The following is a 15,995-nucleotide window of genomic DNA, read 5'->3' as shown; positions in this document are numbered from 1 at the left end:
ATCGCGAGCAGGCTCACTCCTACAGGTCGGTATACGACGATCCATTGTAGGAGTGAGCCTGCTCGCGATAGGGCCAGCACAGGCAACCAATCACTCCCCTGCTACAAAAATCCAACAATTCCCCCAGTCATTTCCCGCACTTTGCGAAAAATGCCGTTAGTCGCCACCCCCCGCGATGGATTAAAGTAACGCCCCCAGCCCCGGCGTTATCCGAACGCCCGTGGCCACCCCTTTCCAGGAACAGTCACCGATGGAACATCGTGAAGCGCTGCTGGCGCTGCGAACCTTTCTTTCAACGCAGATTCTCGGCCAGGAAAAACTCATCGAGCGTTTGCTCATCGCCCTGCTCGCCGACGGCCACATGCTGGTCGAGGGCGCCCCGGGTCTGGCCAAGACCAAAGCGATCAAAGAACTCGCCGAGGGCATCGAAGCCCAGTTCCATCGCATCCAGTTCACCCCTGACCTGCTGCCCGCCGACATCACCGGCACCGAGATCTATCGCCCGGAAACCGGCAGTTTCGTGTTCCAGCAAGGGCCAATCTTCCACAACCTGGTGCTGGCGGACGAAATCAACCGCGCGCCGGCCAAGGTGCAATCGGCGCTGCTCGAAGCCATGGCCGAGCGTCAGGTCAGTGTCGGCCGCAGCACCTACGAGCTGTCGCCGCTGTTTCTGGTGATGGCCACGCAGAACCCGATCGAGCAGGAAGGCACCTATCCGCTGCCGGAAGCCCAGCTCGATCGCTTCCTGATGCACGTAAAAATCGGTTTCCCGGATGCCGCCGTCGAACGCCGCATCCTCCAGCAGGCCCGTGGCGAAGCGCTGAATGGCGAGACCAAGCCCGAGCGCCGGGTCAGCCAGCAGGCGATCTTCGCTGCACGCAAGGAAATTCTCGGCTTGTACATGGCCGACGCCGTGGAGGAATACCTGGTGCAACTGGTCATGGCCACCCGTACGCCGGCCAAGTTCGATCCGGAGATGGCCGAGTGGATCGCTTACGGCGCCAGCCCGCGTGGCTCGATCGCCCTCGACCGCTGCGCCCGCGCCCACGCCTGGCTGGCCGGTCGCGACTTCGTCAGCCCGGAAGACATTCAAGCGGTGCTGTTCGACGTGTTGCGTCACCGCATTATTTTGTCGTTTGAAGCCGAAGCCGCCGGCATCGATCAGGATCGGGTGGTGCAGCGGATTCTCGACGTCGTAGCCGTCGCTTGACCCCCATGAATGCCCCCCAGCCTTCCCAACCGGGCATCCGCGTCAGCCTCGCCGAGCTGATCGAGATGCGTCACCGGGTGCGCGAAGTGCAGCTGTTTTCCACGCCGAGCCAGCGCAGCCCGCTGATCGGCCTGCATCACTCGAAATTCCGTGGTCGCGGTGTCGACTTCGATCAGGTGCGCGTGTATCAGGCCGGCGACGACGTGCGCACCATCGACTGGCGCGTCACCGCTCGCACACAAGAGCCGCACACCAAGCTGTTCCATGAAGAACGCGAACGGCCGATTTTCATCATGGTCGAGCAAAGCACGCGGTTGTTTTTCGGCTCGGGGCTGATGTTCAAATCGGTGTTGGCCGCACAAGTCGCGGCGCTGATCGGCTGGGCCGCGCTCGGCCACAACGACCGGGTCGGCGGGCTGGTGTTCGGCGACAACGAGCACTACGAAATCAAACCACGGCGCAGCAAGCAGAGCCTGCTGCAATTGCTCAACCGTTTGGTCAAGGTCAATCAATCGCTGCACAGCGAACGTGAACCGGATCGCGATGCCTTCGGCGTGGCCCTGCGTCGCGCCCGGGAAGTGCTGCGCCCCGGCAGCCTGGCCATTGTGATTTGCGATGAGCGCGCGCTGTCCGACAGCGCCGAGCAACAACTGAGCTTGTTGGCGCGTCATTGCGACCTGTTGATGCTGCCGATTTCCGATCCACTCGATCACGCCCTCCCCGCCGCCGGCCTTTTACGATTCGCCGAACGTGGCGCACAACTTGAGCTCGACACGCTGAATTTCGATCTGCGCCAAACCTATCGCGCGCAGGCCGAAGCGCGCATCGCTCGCTGGGAATTGCTCGCGCAGAAGCTGCGGGTGCTGCTGATGCCGTTGAGCACGCAGAGTGAAATGGTCGAGCAGATGCGCGAATTCCTCAACCCGCAGCGTCCGGGGAAAGGTCGATGAACGGCCTCGACCAATTGCAACCGCTGATCTCGCCGCCGCCGATTGCTTTTTGGCCTCCGGCGCCGGGCTGGTGGTTATTGCTGCTGTTATTGCCGCTGCTCGGTTACGCCGTGTGGCGCCTGCGCCGTTTCATTCCCATGAAGAAACGCCCGATCGTGCGCGCCGAACAGCCACTCGATCCGGTGCGCGTCGCTGCCCTCGCAGAACTGGCGCAAATGCCCAAACCCTACGACGGCGCCCCGGCCGGCGCGTGGCTGCAACAGGTCAATGGCCTGCTCAAACGCCTGTGCCGCAACCACTATCCCTACAGCCAGAGCCACACCCTTAATGGCCGAAAATGGCTGGCGTTCCTCGACAACCGTTGCCCCGCCGCTGGCCTGACGCGCTGGATGGTGCTGGTCGAAGGCGCGTACAAACCGGAATGCAAACTCGACGACAAGGCCATCGCCGGCCTGACGCAAGCCGTCGACACGTGGATTCGCAAACATGTTTGAGTTCGCCTGGCCGTGGATTTTTCTGCTGTTACCGCTGCCGTGGCTGATGCGCCTCGTATTGCCGGTGGCCGACAGCGGCGAACCGGCGCTGAAAGTCAGCTTTCTGTCCGACCTCGAAGGCCTCGCCCGCCGTCGTGCCCGCGCCCATTTGCCTGCGTGGCGCCAGCAAGCGCCGTTCATGTTGTTGTGGTTGCTACTGCTGACTGCCGCTGCGCGCCCGCAATGGCTGGGCGAACCGTTGCCGATTGCCGCCAGCGGCCGAGACTTGCTGGTGGCGGTGGACGTGTCCGGCTCGATGGATTTCCCCGACATGCAGTGGCAGGACGAAGAAGTCAGTCGCCTGTCGTTGGTGCAGCATCTGCTCGGTGACTTCCTGGAAAGCCGTGACGGCGACCGCGTTGGCTTGATCCTCTTCGGCAGTCAGGCCTACCTGCAAGCACCGCTGACCTTTGACCGCCACACCGTGCGCGTCTGGCTTGATGAAGCGCGGATCGGCATTGCCGGCAAGAACACCGCCATCGGCGACGCCATCGGTCTGGGCCTGAAACGCTTGCGCATGCGTCCGGCACAAAGCCGTGTGCTGATTCTGGTCACCGACGGCGCCAACAATGGCGGCGAAATCGATCCGTTGACGGCGGCAAAACTGGCGGCCAGTGAAGGCGTGAAGATTTACCCGATCGGCATCGGCGCTAATCCTGAGGACAGCGGTTCGACCGGCCTGCTCGGCGTCAATCCAAGCCTGGATCTCGACGAGCCGGCGCTCAAGGAAATCGCCGAAGTCACCGGCGGGCAATACTTCCGCGCGCATGATGGCCAGGAACTGCAAGCGATCAAGGACACCCTCGACCAGCTCGAACCGGTGACCCAACAACCGACCCAGGCACGTCCTGCGCAAGCGTTGTATCACTGGCCGCTGGCGTTGGCGCTGTGGTTGAGCCTGTTGCTGGTCGCCCGCGAATTGTGGCCGGACAACCCGCTGCAACGCCTGTTCAACAAGGAGCTTAATCTGCAAAGTCCGCTGCCTGATTGGCGCGAGCGTCTCAAACGCCTGCGTCTGCGGAGGCGCCGATGATTGCCCTCTGGCCGCACTGGTTCCGTCCGTGGTGGTTGCTGCTGTTGCCGCTGCTCGGCTGGCTGATCTGGCAACTCTGGCACCGGCAAAAACGCGCCGGACGCTGGCAGATGATCCTGCCGCCGGCGTTCCACGCCACTCTGCTCAGCGGCGGCAGCGGTCGCGACAGCAAACTGCCGTGGGTGGCCCTTGGCGTGGCGTGGTTGCTGACGATTCTGGCGTTGCTCGGGCCGAGCTGGGAGCGCGTCGAACAGACCAGCCAAAAACCCGCCGACCCATTGGTGATCGTGCTGGAACTGACCCCGGAAATGCTCGCCACCGACTCACCACCGACGCGACTGGAACAAGCGCGGCGCAAGGTGTTCGACCTGTTGCAGGCGCGCAGCGATGCGCAGACCGCGATCGTCGTTTACGCCGGCAGCGCCCACACGCTGGTGCCGCTGTCGGATGATCTGGCGACCAGCCGCAATCTGCTCGACGCGCTAAAGCCTTCGCTGATGCCGGAAAGCGGTCATCGCGCCGATCTCGCTGTCGCTAAAGCGCTGGATTTGCTCAAACAAGGAGCACTCGGCCAAGGGCGGATTCTGCTGGTCGGCTCGTCGCTGAGCGAAGATGAACGGCAAGGCATTCGCCGTGCGCTCAACGGGCAATCGGCGCAACTGTTGATGCTCGGCATCGGCACCGCCGAAGGTGCGCCGATTGCGCAGGAGGACGGCAGTTTCCTCAAAGACGAACAAGGCGCGATCCGTGTGCCGCAACTCGACAGCCCGGGGCTCGCGGCATTCATCAATAGCGTCGGCGGTGACTACCACGCGGCGCGTCTGGATGAAGCCGATCTCGGCTCACTCGGACTGCTCAACGGCCCGCGCAGTTTGCGCAGCGATGGCCAGACCGTGCGCCTCGACACGTGGGCCGACCAGGGTTATTGGTTGCTGCTGCCACTGCTGCTGCTCGCTGCCTGTGCCGGGCGGCGTGGCTGGCTGTTTTGCCTGCCGCTGCTGTTCTGCCTGCCGCAGCCGAGCTACGCTTTTGACTTCGAAGACTTGTGGCTGCGCCCCGACCAGCAAGGCCTGCACTTGCTCAAACAGAAACGTCCCGCCGAAGCCGCAGAACATTTTGACGATCACCAGTGGCAAGGGGTGGCGTTGTACGAGGCTGGCGACTACAGTGGCGCCGCCCAGCGCTTTGCCGAAGGCAGCGATGCCCGCGCCCACTACAATCGTGGCAACGCTTTGGCGAAAAGCGGTGAGCTGGACGCGGCGATCGACGCCTATGAACAGGCGCTGGAGCTGCAACCGGATCTGCGTCCGGCACAGACCAACAAGGCGCTGGTGGAAAATCTGCTGAAGCAGAAAAGCACCCCGCCACCGGTCGAACCGGAAAGCCAGCAGCCCGAACAGAATCTGCCGGGCGGTGAACCTCCGCCGCCCACCGCGCCGCCACCAGCGGTGAAAAGCGAAACCCAGAGTGAGGCGCAATCCGGCGAGTCTGCCAGTGAACCGCCGCCGACCACACCGCCGCAGCCAGGCCCGAATGAGGTGCCGGGCAGCAACGATGAGGAAGAGGAAACCAACACCGTGCCGACGCTGCGCCCGACCGAGGACAACCTTGAAGGCGAGCAACGTCAGGCACTGGAACAATGGCTGGGCAAAATCCCGGACGATCCGGGCGAACTGCTGCGACGCAAATTCTGGTACGAACAGCAACAACATCAGGATCAGGAAAACACTCGATGACCCGCTTCACCGCTCTCTTGCTGCCCCTGCTGCTCTGCACGACCGCCAACGCGGCCGAGCTGATCGCCAGTGTGGATCGCAGTCGCCTGAATTCCGGCGAGACGGTCGAGCTCACCCTCGAAATCAGCGACGTCACCCAGTTCGGTAAACCCGACCTGACCCCGCTGGAGCCGCTGTTCGAAGTGCGCGGCACGCGGCAGGTCAACCAGCTCAATACCCTCAACGGCGACAACCGCGCGACCACACGCTGGATCATCACGTTGCTGCCGAAAGAGAACGGCAGCGTGGTGATTCCCTCGCTGCAAATGGGAGAGGTGCAGAGCCAGCCGATCACCGTGCAAGTGGTCGAAAGCGACACCCGCGAAGACAAGAACAGCCTTGATCCGGTGTTTATCGAAGCCAGCCTCGATCAGTCCAGCGTGTATGTGCAGGCGCAGGCGATCCTGACTGTGCGCGTCTATCACTCGGTTTCGCTGTACGACGACAGCAGCCTGTCGCCGCTGCAAATCGTCGATGCGCGGGTTGAGCAGCTCGGCGACACGCGCACCTACGAGAAAGACATCAACGGTGTGCGCCACGGCGTCATCGAAATGCGCTACGCGATTTATCCGCAGCACAGCGGTTTGCTGACAATCACCCCGCAAACGTTCAGCGCCACGCTGGTCGACACGCAACCGGCCCAGGACACCAGCCCACAGGGGCCGAAGCCGGGCAAGCTGATGCGCGTCACCTCTTCGGAAATTCCGCTGACGGTCAAGCCCAAACCGCTGACTTATCCTGCCGATGCGCCATGGCTGCCGGCACGCAGCCTGAGCTTGAGCGAGAGCTGGAACCCGGAGCCGGAGCACACGCAGATCGGCGATTCGCTGACCCGCAGCCTGACCCTGAAAGTCGAAGGTCTGGCCGCTTCGCAATTGCCCGCACTGCCCGCCACCGACGTCAATGGCCTGCGCCGCTACCCCGATCAACCGGTACTGAGCAATCAAAGCAGCGACCGTGGCCTGATCGGCAGCCGTGAAGAACGCGAAGCGCTGGTGCCGAGCCGCAGCGGCTCGATCGACCTGCCGACGGTGGACGTGGTGTGGTGGAACACCTTCGAAGATCATCTGGAACACAGCAGCCTGCCGGCGCGCACCCTGCAAGTCGCCAATAACCCGAGCCTGCAGGTCGATACGCCGACGGGCAATCTGCAACCCGGAATCGTCGATAACGACACGCTGTGGTGGTGGAAACTCAGCACGCTGATACTGGCTTGCACCACCCTGCTCGGCTTTGGTCTGTGGTGGCGAGCGCGCTGGCAGCCGGCGATCCTGCGCGCCGCACAAACCGGCCCGAGCCCGCGCACCTTGCTCGACGACATCAAACGCGCGAGCCAGGCCAATGACCCGCAGGCGACGCGGCAGGCGCTGGATGCCTGGGCGCGTCAGCAGCCGGAGACGCTGGCGGACATGGCTGCGCGGTTTGTGCCGTTGTCGGATGCGCTGGATGGGTTGAATGGCGCGCTCTACAGCGAAACGGGGCAGCATTGGCAGGGTGAGGATTTGTGGCGGGCAATCCGCACGATTCCGACCGCCGAGCGCGTGCACGACCCGGTGGGTGACAGCGGCTTGCCACCGCTCTACCCCAAATAACCACTCTCGAGAATGTAGGAGCCCCCCCTGTGGCGAGGGGATTTATCCCCGTTCGGCTGCGCAGCAGCCGCAAAATCAGACCATGCGGTGTGTCAGGCATATTGAGTTGCAGGATTTGGGGCCGCTTCGCAGCCCAGCGGGGATAAATCCCCTCGCCACAGGGTTCCCTTTCTAACCTGCATCTCCATTCCAACAGACTGACTTCGACCACAGGGTGTGGTTTTGCCAGTAAACTCTCCCCCTCTTTCGCCGCCTCTTCATTCCCGCGCGGCCATCACCTCTTTTTGTTGCGGAGTCCGCCTTGCGTCTGTTTCACACCTCCGACTGGCACCTTGGGCAAAACCTGCATGGCCAGGAGCGCGATTTCGAGCACGCCTGTTTTCTCGAATGGCTGCTGCGCCAATTGAAACTGGCGCAGCCGGATGTGCTGCTGATTGCCGGTGACATCTTTGACACGGTCAATCCGCCGGTCAAAGCCCAGGAATGCCTCTACGATTTCATCGTCAACGCCCACGAGCAGCAGCCGTTGCTGACCATCGTGATGATTGCCGGCAACCACGATTCCGGCTCGCGCATCGAACTGCCCGCGCCGTTGATGCGGCGCTTGCGCACCCATGCGCTGGGTCGCGTGCTGTGGCTGGATGACGGCCAGCTCGATTCCGAACGTCTGCTGCTGCCATTGCCGAACGCCAAAGGCGACATCGCCGCGTGGTGCCTGGCGCTGCCGTTCCTGCGCCCGGCGGAAGTCACCGGAGCGCATCTGGGCGATAACTATTTGCGCGGCATTGGTCAGGTGCATGAGTGGTTGATCGAAGCCGCCAACGCCAAACGCCAACCCGGTCAGGCGCTGATCGCCATCAGCCACGCGCACATGGCCGGTGGCTCGGTCTCGGAGGACTCCGAGCGCAGCCTGATCATCGGTAACGCCGAAGCCCTGCCGGCTAGTCTGTTCGGGCCGAGCATCAGTTACGTCGCCCTCGGCCATTTGCACAAGCCACAGAAGGTCAACGGTGAGGAGCGCATTCGCTACAGCGGTTCGCCGATCCCGTTGTCGTTCTCGGAGATCGGTTATCAGCATCAGATTCTCGACGTCACGCTTGATGGCGAAACCCTGGTCAGCGTCGAACCGAAATTGATTCCGCGCTCGGTCAACCTGCAACGCATCGGCCCGGCACCGCTGGCCGAGATTCTCCTGCAACTGGCCGACCTGCCGAACATCGACCTGCTCGCCGAAACCCAGCGCCAGCCATGGCTGGAAGTACGTGTGACCCTCGACGAGCCGCAGCCGGATCTGCGCCATCAAGTGGAAAACGCCCTGCAAGGCAAAGCCGTGCGCCTGGTGCGCATCGCCGCTGAATACGCCGGCAAGCGTGGCGCTGACGGCGAAGAGGACGGCACCGCGCTGATCGAACTCGATCAACTCACCCCGCAGGAATTGTTCAGCCGCGCCTGGCTCGACAACTACGGCAACGAGGTCGATGAACAGACGCTGAAGGACTTCGCCGAACTGCTGCAAGACGTGCAACTGGAGGGCGAGCAGCCATGAAAATTCTCGCCATTCGTTTGAAAAACCTCGCTTCGCTGGCCGGGCCGTTCGAAATTGATTTCACCGCTGAACCGCTGGCCAGTGCCGGTTTGTTCGCGATCACCGGGCCGACCGGCGCCGGTAAAAGTACCCTGCTCGACGCCTTGTGCCTGGCATTGTTCGGCGCTGTACCGCGCCTGAACAACACCGGCCGTGACGCCAAAGTCCCCGATGCCGACGGTGAAATCGCCACCGGTGACCCGCGCACACTACTGCGTCGCGGCACTGGTGAAGGCTATGCCGAGGTGGATTTCGTCGGTGTTGATGGCCGTCGCTATCGGGCGCGCTGGGAAGCCAACCGCGCCCGCGAGAAGGCTGGCGGCAAGTTGCAGGCCAGTCGTCAGAGCTTGCGCGACATCGATCAGGATCAACTGCTCGCCAGCCAGAAAGGCGAATACAAAACCCAACTGGAAACCGCGCTCGGTCTGAACTTCGAACAGTTCACCCGCGCCGTGCTATTGGCGCAGAGCGAGTTCAGCGCGTTCCTCAAAGCGGACGACAACGACCGCAGCGAACTGCTGGAAAAACTCACCGACACCGCGCTGTATACCCGCCTCGGCCGTCGCGCATTCGACAAGACCAAAGAGGCCCGCGAAGCGCACAAGCTGTTGCAGGATCAGGCCACTGGCGTCACTCCCCTCGCCCCCGAAGCGCGCGCCGAGCTGGATGAACGCTTTAACGCCGCCCAGCAACAATTGAAGTTGCAGCAGGCACAATTGAAGCAACTGGAGCAGCAACACAGTTGGCTCAAGGATTTGCGTCTGTTGCAGGACGCGCAGCAAGCCGCCAGCGAGCAATTGCGCAGCGCCCAGCAACAATCGGAAGCGCTGGCCGGCGAACGCATCAAGCTGACGCGTCTGGAACAACTCGGCCCGCAACGGCACCAGTTCGCCCGCAAAACCGAACTCGATGCGTTGTTGACGCCGTTGGCCGCGCAGATTGCCGAGCACACCCGCCAGCACGCCGAACTGACTGAACGTCAGACGCAACTCGAGCAGAATCTTGAGGCCGCCAAAGTCACGCTGACCGAGGCGCAGCAACGCCAATCTGAAAACGCGCCGCTGTTGCGTCAGGCGTTCGAAGAGCAAAGCACCCTCGCCCGTCTGGCTAAAGATGTGGCCACGAGCGCTGAGGCCAAAGCCACTGCGCAACAAGCCTGCACCGACGGCCAGAGCGCTATTCAAGCCTTGCAGGAAAAGCAGGGCCAGGTCGCCGAACGCTTGCAACGCATCGCCGCTGAGCTGGAACAAAGCGCTCATCTGGCGCCACTGAGCGATGCGTGGAATGCCTATCGCGATCGTCTCCAGCAGTTGATGCTGATCGGCAATCGCCTGAACAAAGGTCAGGCCGAACTGGCTAACCTCGAACAAAACGCCACACGTAGCGCTGAAGAATTTGCCAGCCAGAAGCAACAACTCGAAGTGCTGTTCAAAGAGGCCGGCGCCGAACCGGATGCCGTCGCCGAGCAAATCGGCATTCTCGGTACGCTGTTGCAGGACAACCGCAAACAACTGCGCGCTTTCGAAGACCTGTCGCGGCTGTGGGCCACTCAACAGGATCTGGACAAGCGCGGCGCCGAGTTGCAACAACGCCAGTTCAATGCGCAGCAGGAGCGTGAGCGTCTGACCCAGGACGGCGTCAAAACCAAAGCCGAACTGATCGTCGCCGAGCAAACCCTCAACGTCACCCGCGAACTGCTTGAACGCCAGCGTCTGGCGCGCAGTGCCAGTGTCGAAGAGTTGCGCGCGCAGTTGCAGGACGATCAACCGTGCCCGGTGTGTGGCAGCAATGAGCACCCGTATCACCAGCCGGAAGCGCTGCTGCAAAGCCTCGGTCGCCACGATGAAAGCGAACAGGCCAACGCTCAGCTAGTCGTCGATCAGTTCAAGGAAAAACTCAGTGAACTGCGCGCCGACGTCGGCGCTGTCATTGCTCAGCAGAAAGAACTGCTGCAACAACAAGAGCAACTGGCGAATCAGCAACAGGCCCTCGCGCCGAGCCTCGATGCGCACCCGCTGTCCGCGCAGTTGTTGAATCAGGACGCCGACAAACGCGACGCCTGGCTCCTGCGTCAAAACGAGCAATTGAACCAGAGCATCACGCAGGACGAACAGCGCCAGAGCGCCCTGCTCACCCTGCAACAGGATGCGGCGCGGTTGACTCAACAATTGCGTCAGGCGGAAACCGCGCATCAGCAAGCCGCGCAGCACCTGAGCAATCAACAGCGCGAACTGAGCAGCGACCGTCAACGCCTCGATGAAGAACTGACGGCATTCGGCCCTCTGCTGCCGGCCGAGACCCTTGAAGCCCTGCGCCTGGAGCCGGCAGCGACGTTCATGCAGCTTGACCGGCAGATCGCCGAGCGTCTGACGCAACTCGATCAGCAAAAGGAAGAATTGAGCGAACAGCAGCAACGGCAGCAGACGCTGGATAAAGAACAGGATCGTCAGCAGACCCGCGCACAGCAGGCACAAACCGCTGAACAGCAGTTCAATGCGCTGGCCGAGCAACAGCAACTGTGCCAGCAGAAACTGGCGCAATTGCTCGGCGAGCACAGCAGCGCCGAACAGTGGCAGCAGCAACTGGAACACGCTGTGGAACAGGCGCGCGCCGCCGAAACCAGTACCGCGCAAGAACTGCAAAGTGTGCGCACGCAGCTTGTGCAGATCGCCGCCGAACTCAAAGCGCAGCAACAACGTTTGCAGGCTCTGGAAAGCGAAGACAAGGATCTGGCCAGCAAGATTGCCGACTGGCGCGCGCGTCATCCGGAGCTGGATGACGGTGGCCTCGAAGATCTGTTGCGGGTTGACGACGCGCAACTCGCTGAACTGCGCCAACGCTTGCAGCAAAACGAAAAAGCCATCGAGCAAGCCAAAGTGCTGTTGCAAGAACGTGACGAGCGCTTAGCCGCGCATCAAGCCCAGCACAACGGCAATCTTGATGCCGAGCAACTCGCCACGGCCCTGACGGATTTGCAGAACCAGTTCAACGTCAGCGAGCAGCAATGCGCTGAACTGCGTGCAGAACAGGTCGAAGATCAGCGCCGGCAGAATGCCAATCAGGCCTTGGCGCAGCAGATTGCTGATGCCTACGCCGAGTATCAGCGTTGGGCGCGGCTCAGTGCGCTGATTGGCTCGGCCACCGGCGATACGTTCCGCAAGATCGCCCAGGCCTACAACCTCGATTTGCTGGTGCATCACGCCAACGTGCAACTGCGCCAACTGGTCAAACGCTATCGCCTGAAACGCGGCGGCAGCATGCTCGGCTTGTTGGTGATGGACACGGAAATGGGCGATGAACTGCGCTCGGTGCATTCGTTGTCTGGCGGCGAGACGTTCCTGGTGTCGTTGGCGTTGGCGCTGGGTCTGGCCTCGATGGCGTCGAGTACGCTGAAAATCGAATCGCTGTTTATCGACGAAGGTTTTGGCAGCCTCGATCCGGAGTCGCTGCAACTGGCGATGGATGCGCTGGATGGTTTGCAGGCTCAGGGCCGTAAGGTCGCGGTGATTTCCCATGTGCAGGAAATGCACGAACGGATTCCGGTGCAGATTCAGGTGCAGCGTCAGGGCAATGGTTTGAGCACCCTGGAGGTGAAATGAACACGCTGTACTCGTTCCGCCGCTGCCCGTACGCGATGCGCGCGCGGATAGCGTTGCGTTATTCGAGCGTGCCGGTGGAGATTGTCGAGGTCAGCCTTAAAGCCAAACCGGCGGAGATGCTGGCGATCTCGCCGAAGGGCACGGTGCCGGTGCTGGATGCGGATGGTCGGGTGATTGATGAGAGCCTGGAAATCATGCGCTGGGCGCTGGCGCAGAATGATCCGCTGAACTGGTTGCTTGATGGCGATTCGCGGATTGCCGAGTTGATCGAGGCGAATGATCAGGGGTTCAAGGTGGATTTGAATCGCTACAAGTATGCCGAGCGGTATCCGGAACAGCCAATGGAGGTTTATCGGGCTCAGGGCGCGGTGTTTTTGCAGCGGTTGGAGGGGTTGTTGCAGGATCGCGATTATTTGCTGGCTGATCATCCGAGCCTGGCGGATATCGCCCTGCTGCCGTTTGTTCGGCAGTTCGCGCATGTCGATCGCGAGTGGTTTGCGCAGACGCCTTACCCGCGTCTGCAGGCCTGGTTGAACAACTTCCTCGAGTCCGACCTCTTCACCTCGATCATGAAGAAGTAACCCTCAACTTCCTGCCTGATTGATCATTCCCACGCTCCGCGTGGGAATGCCTCGAGGGACGCTCCGCGTTCCAATTGGACGCAGAGCGTCCGGGGCTGCATTCCCACGCAGAGCGTGGGAACGATCAATCAACCCTGTGGTGAGGGGATTATTGTGGCGAGGGGATTTATCCCCGTTCGGCTGCGAAGCAGTCGTGAAACCATTCTATGCGGTGTGTCAGGCAAATTTGAGTTGCAGGATTTGGGGCTGCTTCGCAGCCCATCGGGGATAAATCCCCTCGCCACAATAAATTCCATCACCACAATGGATTGCGGTGTCTAGGCAAGCGCATTGCACATCCCAAGCGCCATGCAATCCACTTCGAAAGGCCCAAGGAAATCCGCCGAAACCTTCACCGGCGGATTCCCCGCCATCAGCCCCAGGGTATTCGCCCGTTCAATGTTGTGCGCAATGCTGTGATTGGCCTCTATGGCCCGCGCCAGCCCGCCCACCGAGCCTTGGCCGACACCCAGTAGCGAAGCGCCGTTAGTCATGACCGCCAGACTGGCGATGACCCAAAGTCTGTAGCCTTTCATGCGCCGCCGACTCCTGCGAGTTCAGCCCGGTCGACCATCACGCTCTGCGAGCGGACTTCAAACTGAATGCCGGGATGGGCGACGTCTATCGTTGCGTCGAAGCTGTGTTCCATCTGCGAGGCGATGCTGACGACCAGTACAACGGCCAGGTAAAGACCGATGGCCAGGTAGGCGCCGCGTTTGGCTGAAGTGATGATTGCGCTGGCCATGGTGTTCTCCCGTGGGCATGTTTCGATGGCCACAGAATCGATCAAAACAGCACGGGCAACCACTCAGGGTTTTCCATAGTGAACATCAGTTGCGTTGATTATTTAGCCGGTCTATTTGCGCGTTTGAGAAAACCTATGACCGTGCTTCACGCACACGAGGGCGACGGTCTTTACGGATCGTTCCCACGCTCTGCGTGGGAATGCAGCCCGTGACGCTCCGCGTCACTGGACGCAGAGCGTCCCTAGAGGCATTCCCACGCAGAGCGTGGGAACGATCAAACCACACGCGCACAAACATGTAGGAGCTGCCGAAGGCTGCGATCTTTTGACGTTTAAGATCAAAAGATCGCAGCCTTCGGCAGCTCCTACAGGAGATCGTGTGAATCCCCCGAATGGTGCGGAGGCAGAATGGGACTTTCAGTGTTGGGCTTTGTGATCCAGAGCAGCGTAGAAGTTGGCGCTCTGTTGCAGGTATTTTTGGGTGTAGCTCTGGGTGTGGGATTTTTTGCTGTTGATTTCAACGTTGGCGCTGGCTGGCAGCACAACGGTGGCGGAGATGGCGGAAGCGGCGATAACAGAGAAGAGATTGAAGTTCATGGCGGTAACCCTCGTGTTCGGTTGGCTTGCTTGCCCGGTTGGGCTGTGAAGCAAACTTAACGCTCGACGGTTACTCGCTTGAAATGCTTTGTAGCATTACCGAATATCAGCGCGATTGATACAAAGAGACAGGCCCCGTAAACCGGGGCCTGTGGCTTATTGTCGCACCATAAACTTCAGGTCGCTCGGGGCGTCCATTGGCAGTTTCTGCACGGTTTTGCCGAGCAGACCGGTCTTGCTGTCGCGTTCAACGACAACAATCTGGTTGCTCTTCTGGTTGGCGATCAGCAGGAATTTGCCGCTCGGATCGAGGCTGAATTCGCGCGGATGATCACCTTCAACCGAACGCTTTTGCAGCTCTTTGAGTTGGGCCGTCGCCGGATCGATGCTGAACACCACCATCTGATTCGCGGTGCCACGGTTGCTGACATAGAGGAACTTGCCGTCCGCCGAGGTGTGCAGCGCCGCGCCGGCCTTGTCCGAGGTCGGTTGACCGGCGGCCAGATCGACCAGCTGGGTTTGCGTCAGCACGCCGTCGTTGTAATCGAACACCGCAACCTGCGCGCTCATTTCCATGGTCAGCCAGGCATGTTTGCCGTCAGCGCTGAACAGCAAATGACGTGGGCCGCTGCCGGCTGGCATGGCGACGAACGCGGTTTTCGCTGGGGTCAGCGGCAGATCAGGGTTGGCTTTCGGGTCGAATTGGTAGATGAAGACCTTGTCGGCGCCCAAGTCATTGGAGAACACGTAACGACCGTCCGGCGAGGAAATCGTCGAGTGCACGTGGTTCGACGCCTGACGCTCCGCGTTGACCCGGCTCGCCGGATGCGCGCTCATTTGCACTACCGGTTTCAGCTTGCCGTCAGCACCGACGGGCAACACCGCCAAGGTTCCGCCCGGATCTTCCACCACCGAATAGTTGCTGACGAACAGGTGGCTGGCGTCGCCGCTGAGGCTCGAATGGGTCGGCTCGTTGCCCAGGCTCTGTACTTGATTGATCAGGGTCAGGGCGTGGGTTTTCGGATCGATCGAATAGCTGCTGACGCGGCCGACCGGGTCTTTCTGGCCCGGGCCGTTTTCATTGACCACGAACAGGCGATGCTGGTCTTTGGACAGGGTCAGCCACGACGGGTTTTCGCTCTTCACCACTTGCAGCGGCTTGGCGTCGATCTGGCCAGTGACGCTGTCGAAATTCATTCGATAGATGCCCTGGCTGGTGCCGGCGGTGTAAGAACCGACCAACAATTGAAAGCTTTCTGCCGATGCCGTGGACAGGCCCATGGCACCCACGCTGCCGGCCATCAGCAGCGGCCAGAATTTACGCATTTTCATCAGTGTCATCCTCATCGTCGCTGCTGCTGACGACATCGCCATGGCACACCAGGCGGTGTTCGCCGATCGCTTTGGTTTCATTGAAATAGCCGACGATCAGCCAGCTCTGCAGCGAGTCATCGAACGTGGCCGCTGCAACTTGAGCCGGGGTGAATTCCCAATGCTTGGCCGCTCGGCCATCGATGCATTCGATGTGCAGATTGTCGTCTTCGTCGAGGGCGAATTCGAAGGCATGCAGGCCGTCGATTTCGACCATACCGCAGTGTTCGAGGGCGTTGAGAAGGGTTTGGGCAGTCATGGCAATCAAGTCTTTCAGGGGGAAACCGGCAATGATAGCTCAAGAAGCACACTCCCCCTGTAGGAGCTGCCGAAGGCTGCGATCTTTTGATGTTGTTTTTTGAAATCAAGATCAAAAGATCGCAGC

At 61.1% G+C, this 15,995-nt stretch carries 14 protein-coding genes; 9 read left to right on the top strand and 5 right to left on the bottom strand.

Annotation, left to right across the window (positions count from 1 at the left end; all coding sequences use genetic code 11):
- Positions 1 to 250 precede the first annotated feature (250 nt).
- From QMX93_RS25135 to QMX93_RS25095, 9 genes are all read left to right on the top strand, one after another.
- Entirely contained in the window at positions 251 to 1,210 is a 960-nt protein-coding gene (locus QMX93_RS25135) for a MoxR family ATPase (RefSeq protein WP_003218556.1), read from the top strand.
- 5 nt (positions 1,211 to 1,215) lie between these two features.
- Positions 1,216 to 2,160, top strand: coding sequence for a DUF58 domain-containing protein (locus QMX93_RS25130; protein ID WP_053121134.1), 945 nt, complete (start codon positions 1,216 to 1,218; stop codon positions 2,158 to 2,160).
- The gene (locus QMX93_RS25125) at positions 2,157 to 2,654 is read left to right on the top strand and encodes a DUF4381 domain-containing protein (protein WP_053121136.1); all 498 of its coding nucleotides are present in this window, start codon (positions 2,157 to 2,159) and stop codon (positions 2,652 to 2,654) included. Before QMX93_RS25130 ends, QMX93_RS25125 begins: the two co-directional genes overlap by 4 nt.
- Positions 2,647 to 3,726, top strand: a complete 1,080-nt coding sequence (locus QMX93_RS25120; RefSeq protein ID WP_282358326.1) for a VWA domain-containing protein — start codon at positions 2,647 to 2,649, stop codon at positions 3,724 to 3,726. The genes QMX93_RS25125 and QMX93_RS25120 overlap by 8 nt, the downstream gene beginning before the upstream one ends.
- Positions 3,723 to 5,462: a tetratricopeptide repeat protein gene (locus QMX93_RS25115; protein ID WP_282358325.1), complete on the top strand. Its 1,740-nt coding sequence runs from the start codon at positions 3,723 to 3,725 to the stop codon at positions 5,460 to 5,462. The genes QMX93_RS25120 and QMX93_RS25115 overlap by 4 nt, the downstream gene beginning before the upstream one ends.
- On the top strand, positions 5,459 to 7,093 hold the full coding sequence (locus QMX93_RS25110; RefSeq protein ID WP_159815089.1) for a BatD family protein: 1,635 nt from the start codon (positions 5,459 to 5,461) through the stop codon (positions 7,091 to 7,093). Before QMX93_RS25115 ends, QMX93_RS25110 begins: the two co-directional genes overlap by 4 nt.
- Before the next feature lie 301 nt (positions 7,094 to 7,394).
- Positions 7,395 to 8,639 (top strand): exonuclease SbcCD subunit D C-terminal domain-containing protein, encoded by a 1,245-nt coding sequence (locus QMX93_RS25105; protein WP_282358324.1) that lies wholly within the window; start codon positions 7,395 to 7,397, stop codon positions 8,637 to 8,639.
- A complete protein-coding gene (locus QMX93_RS25100) occupies positions 8,636 to 12,277 on the top strand; it encodes an SbcC/MukB-like Walker B domain-containing protein (protein ID WP_282358323.1) in 3,642 nt (1,213 codons plus the stop codon). Before QMX93_RS25105 ends, QMX93_RS25100 begins: the two co-directional genes overlap by 4 nt.
- The gene (locus tag QMX93_RS25095; protein ID WP_282358322.1) at positions 12,274 to 12,858 is read left to right on the top strand and encodes a glutathione S-transferase; all 585 of its coding nucleotides are present in this window, start codon (positions 12,274 to 12,276) and stop codon (positions 12,856 to 12,858) included. Before QMX93_RS25100 ends, QMX93_RS25095 begins: the two co-directional genes overlap by 4 nt.
- Before the next feature lie 317 nt (positions 12,859 to 13,175).
- Here the strand turns inward: QMX93_RS25095 and QMX93_RS25090 are convergent, their stop codons facing one another.
- The 5 genes from QMX93_RS25090 to QMX93_RS25070 form a co-directional block, all read right to left on the bottom strand.
- Complete coding sequence (locus QMX93_RS25090; protein WP_053121152.1) at positions 13,176 to 13,433, bottom strand: hypothetical protein; 258 nt, start codon at positions 13,431 to 13,433, stop codon at positions 13,176 to 13,178.
- Complete coding sequence (locus QMX93_RS25085; RefSeq protein WP_282358321.1) at positions 13,430 to 13,642, bottom strand: hypothetical protein; 213 nt, start codon at positions 13,640 to 13,642, stop codon at positions 13,430 to 13,432. Before QMX93_RS25085 ends, QMX93_RS25090 begins: the two co-directional genes overlap by 4 nt.
- A gap of 417 nt (positions 13,643 to 14,059) precedes the next feature.
- Positions 14,060 to 14,239 carry a hypothetical protein gene (locus tag QMX93_RS25080; RefSeq protein ID WP_007917967.1) on the bottom strand — a complete coding sequence of 60 codons (180 nt, stop codon included), beginning with the start codon at positions 14,237 to 14,239 and terminating at the stop codon, positions 14,060 to 14,062.
- Positions 14,240 to 14,395: 156 nt separating this feature from the next.
- Positions 14,396 to 15,571, bottom strand: coding sequence for a lactonase family protein (locus QMX93_RS25075; protein WP_282358320.1), 1,176 nt, complete (start codon positions 15,569 to 15,571; stop codon positions 14,396 to 14,398).
- The gene (locus tag QMX93_RS25070; RefSeq protein ID WP_008088034.1) at positions 15,558 to 15,869 is read right to left on the bottom strand and encodes a DUF5629 family protein; all 312 of its coding nucleotides are present in this window, start codon (positions 15,867 to 15,869) and stop codon (positions 15,558 to 15,560) included. The genes QMX93_RS25075 and QMX93_RS25070 overlap by 14 nt, the downstream gene beginning before the upstream one ends.
- Positions 15,870 to 15,995 lie beyond the last annotated feature (126 nt).

The organism is Pseudomonas sp. PS01303 (assembly GCF_029959385.1).
Taxonomy (GTDB): Bacteria; Pseudomonadota; Gammaproteobacteria; order Pseudomonadales; family Pseudomonadaceae; genus Aquipseudomonas; species Aquipseudomonas rustica.
Note: the sequence above shows the minus strand (reverse complement) of the source record. Positions and strands in the feature narration are given on the sequence as shown.

What these genes read in the sequence shown, in the direction of transcription:
- QMX93_RS25135 (WP_003218556.1), top strand. Translation starts at nt 251, where the DNA reads ATGGAACATCGTGAAGCGCTGCTGGCGCTGCGAACCTTTCTTTCAACG.
- QMX93_RS25130 (WP_053121134.1), top strand. Translation starts at nt 1,216, where the DNA reads ATGAATGCCCCCCAGCCTTCCCAACCGGGCATCCGCGTCAGCCTCGCC.
- QMX93_RS25125 (WP_053121136.1), top strand. Translation starts at nt 2,157, where the DNA reads ATGAACGGCCTCGACCAATTGCAACCGCTGATCTCGCCGCCGCCGATT.
- QMX93_RS25120 (WP_282358326.1), top strand. Translation starts at nt 2,647, where the DNA reads ATGTTTGAGTTCGCCTGGCCGTGGATTTTTCTGCTGTTACCGCTGCCG.
- QMX93_RS25115 (WP_282358325.1), top strand. Translation starts at nt 3,723, where the DNA reads ATGATTGCCCTCTGGCCGCACTGGTTCCGTCCGTGGTGGTTGCTGCTG.
- QMX93_RS25110 (WP_159815089.1), top strand. Translation starts at nt 5,459, where the DNA reads ATGACCCGCTTCACCGCTCTCTTGCTGCCCCTGCTGCTCTGCACGACC.
- QMX93_RS25100 (WP_282358323.1), top strand. Translation starts at nt 8,636, where the DNA reads ATGAAAATTCTCGCCATTCGTTTGAAAAACCTCGCTTCGCTGGCCGGG.
- QMX93_RS25095 (WP_282358322.1), top strand. Translation starts at nt 12,274, where the DNA reads ATGAACACGCTGTACTCGTTCCGCCGCTGCCCGTACGCGATGCGCGCG.
- QMX93_RS25090 (WP_053121152.1), bottom strand. Translation starts at nt 13,433, where the DNA reads ATGAAAGGCTACAGACTTTGGGTCATCGCCAGTCTGGCGGTCATGACT.
- QMX93_RS25085 (WP_282358321.1), bottom strand. Translation starts at nt 13,642, where the DNA reads ATGGCCAGCGCAATCATCACTTCAGCCAAACGCGGCGCCTACCTGGCC.
- QMX93_RS25080 (WP_007917967.1), bottom strand. Translation starts at nt 14,239, where the DNA reads ATGAACTTCAATCTCTTCTCTGTTATCGCCGCTTCCGCCATCTCCGCC.
- QMX93_RS25075 (WP_282358320.1), bottom strand. Translation starts at nt 15,571, where the DNA reads ATGAAAATGCGTAAATTCTGGCCGCTGCTGATGGCCGGCAGCGTGGGT.
- QMX93_RS25070 (WP_008088034.1), bottom strand. Translation starts at nt 15,869, where the DNA reads ATGACTGCCCAAACCCTTCTCAACGCCCTCGAACACTGCGGTATGGTC.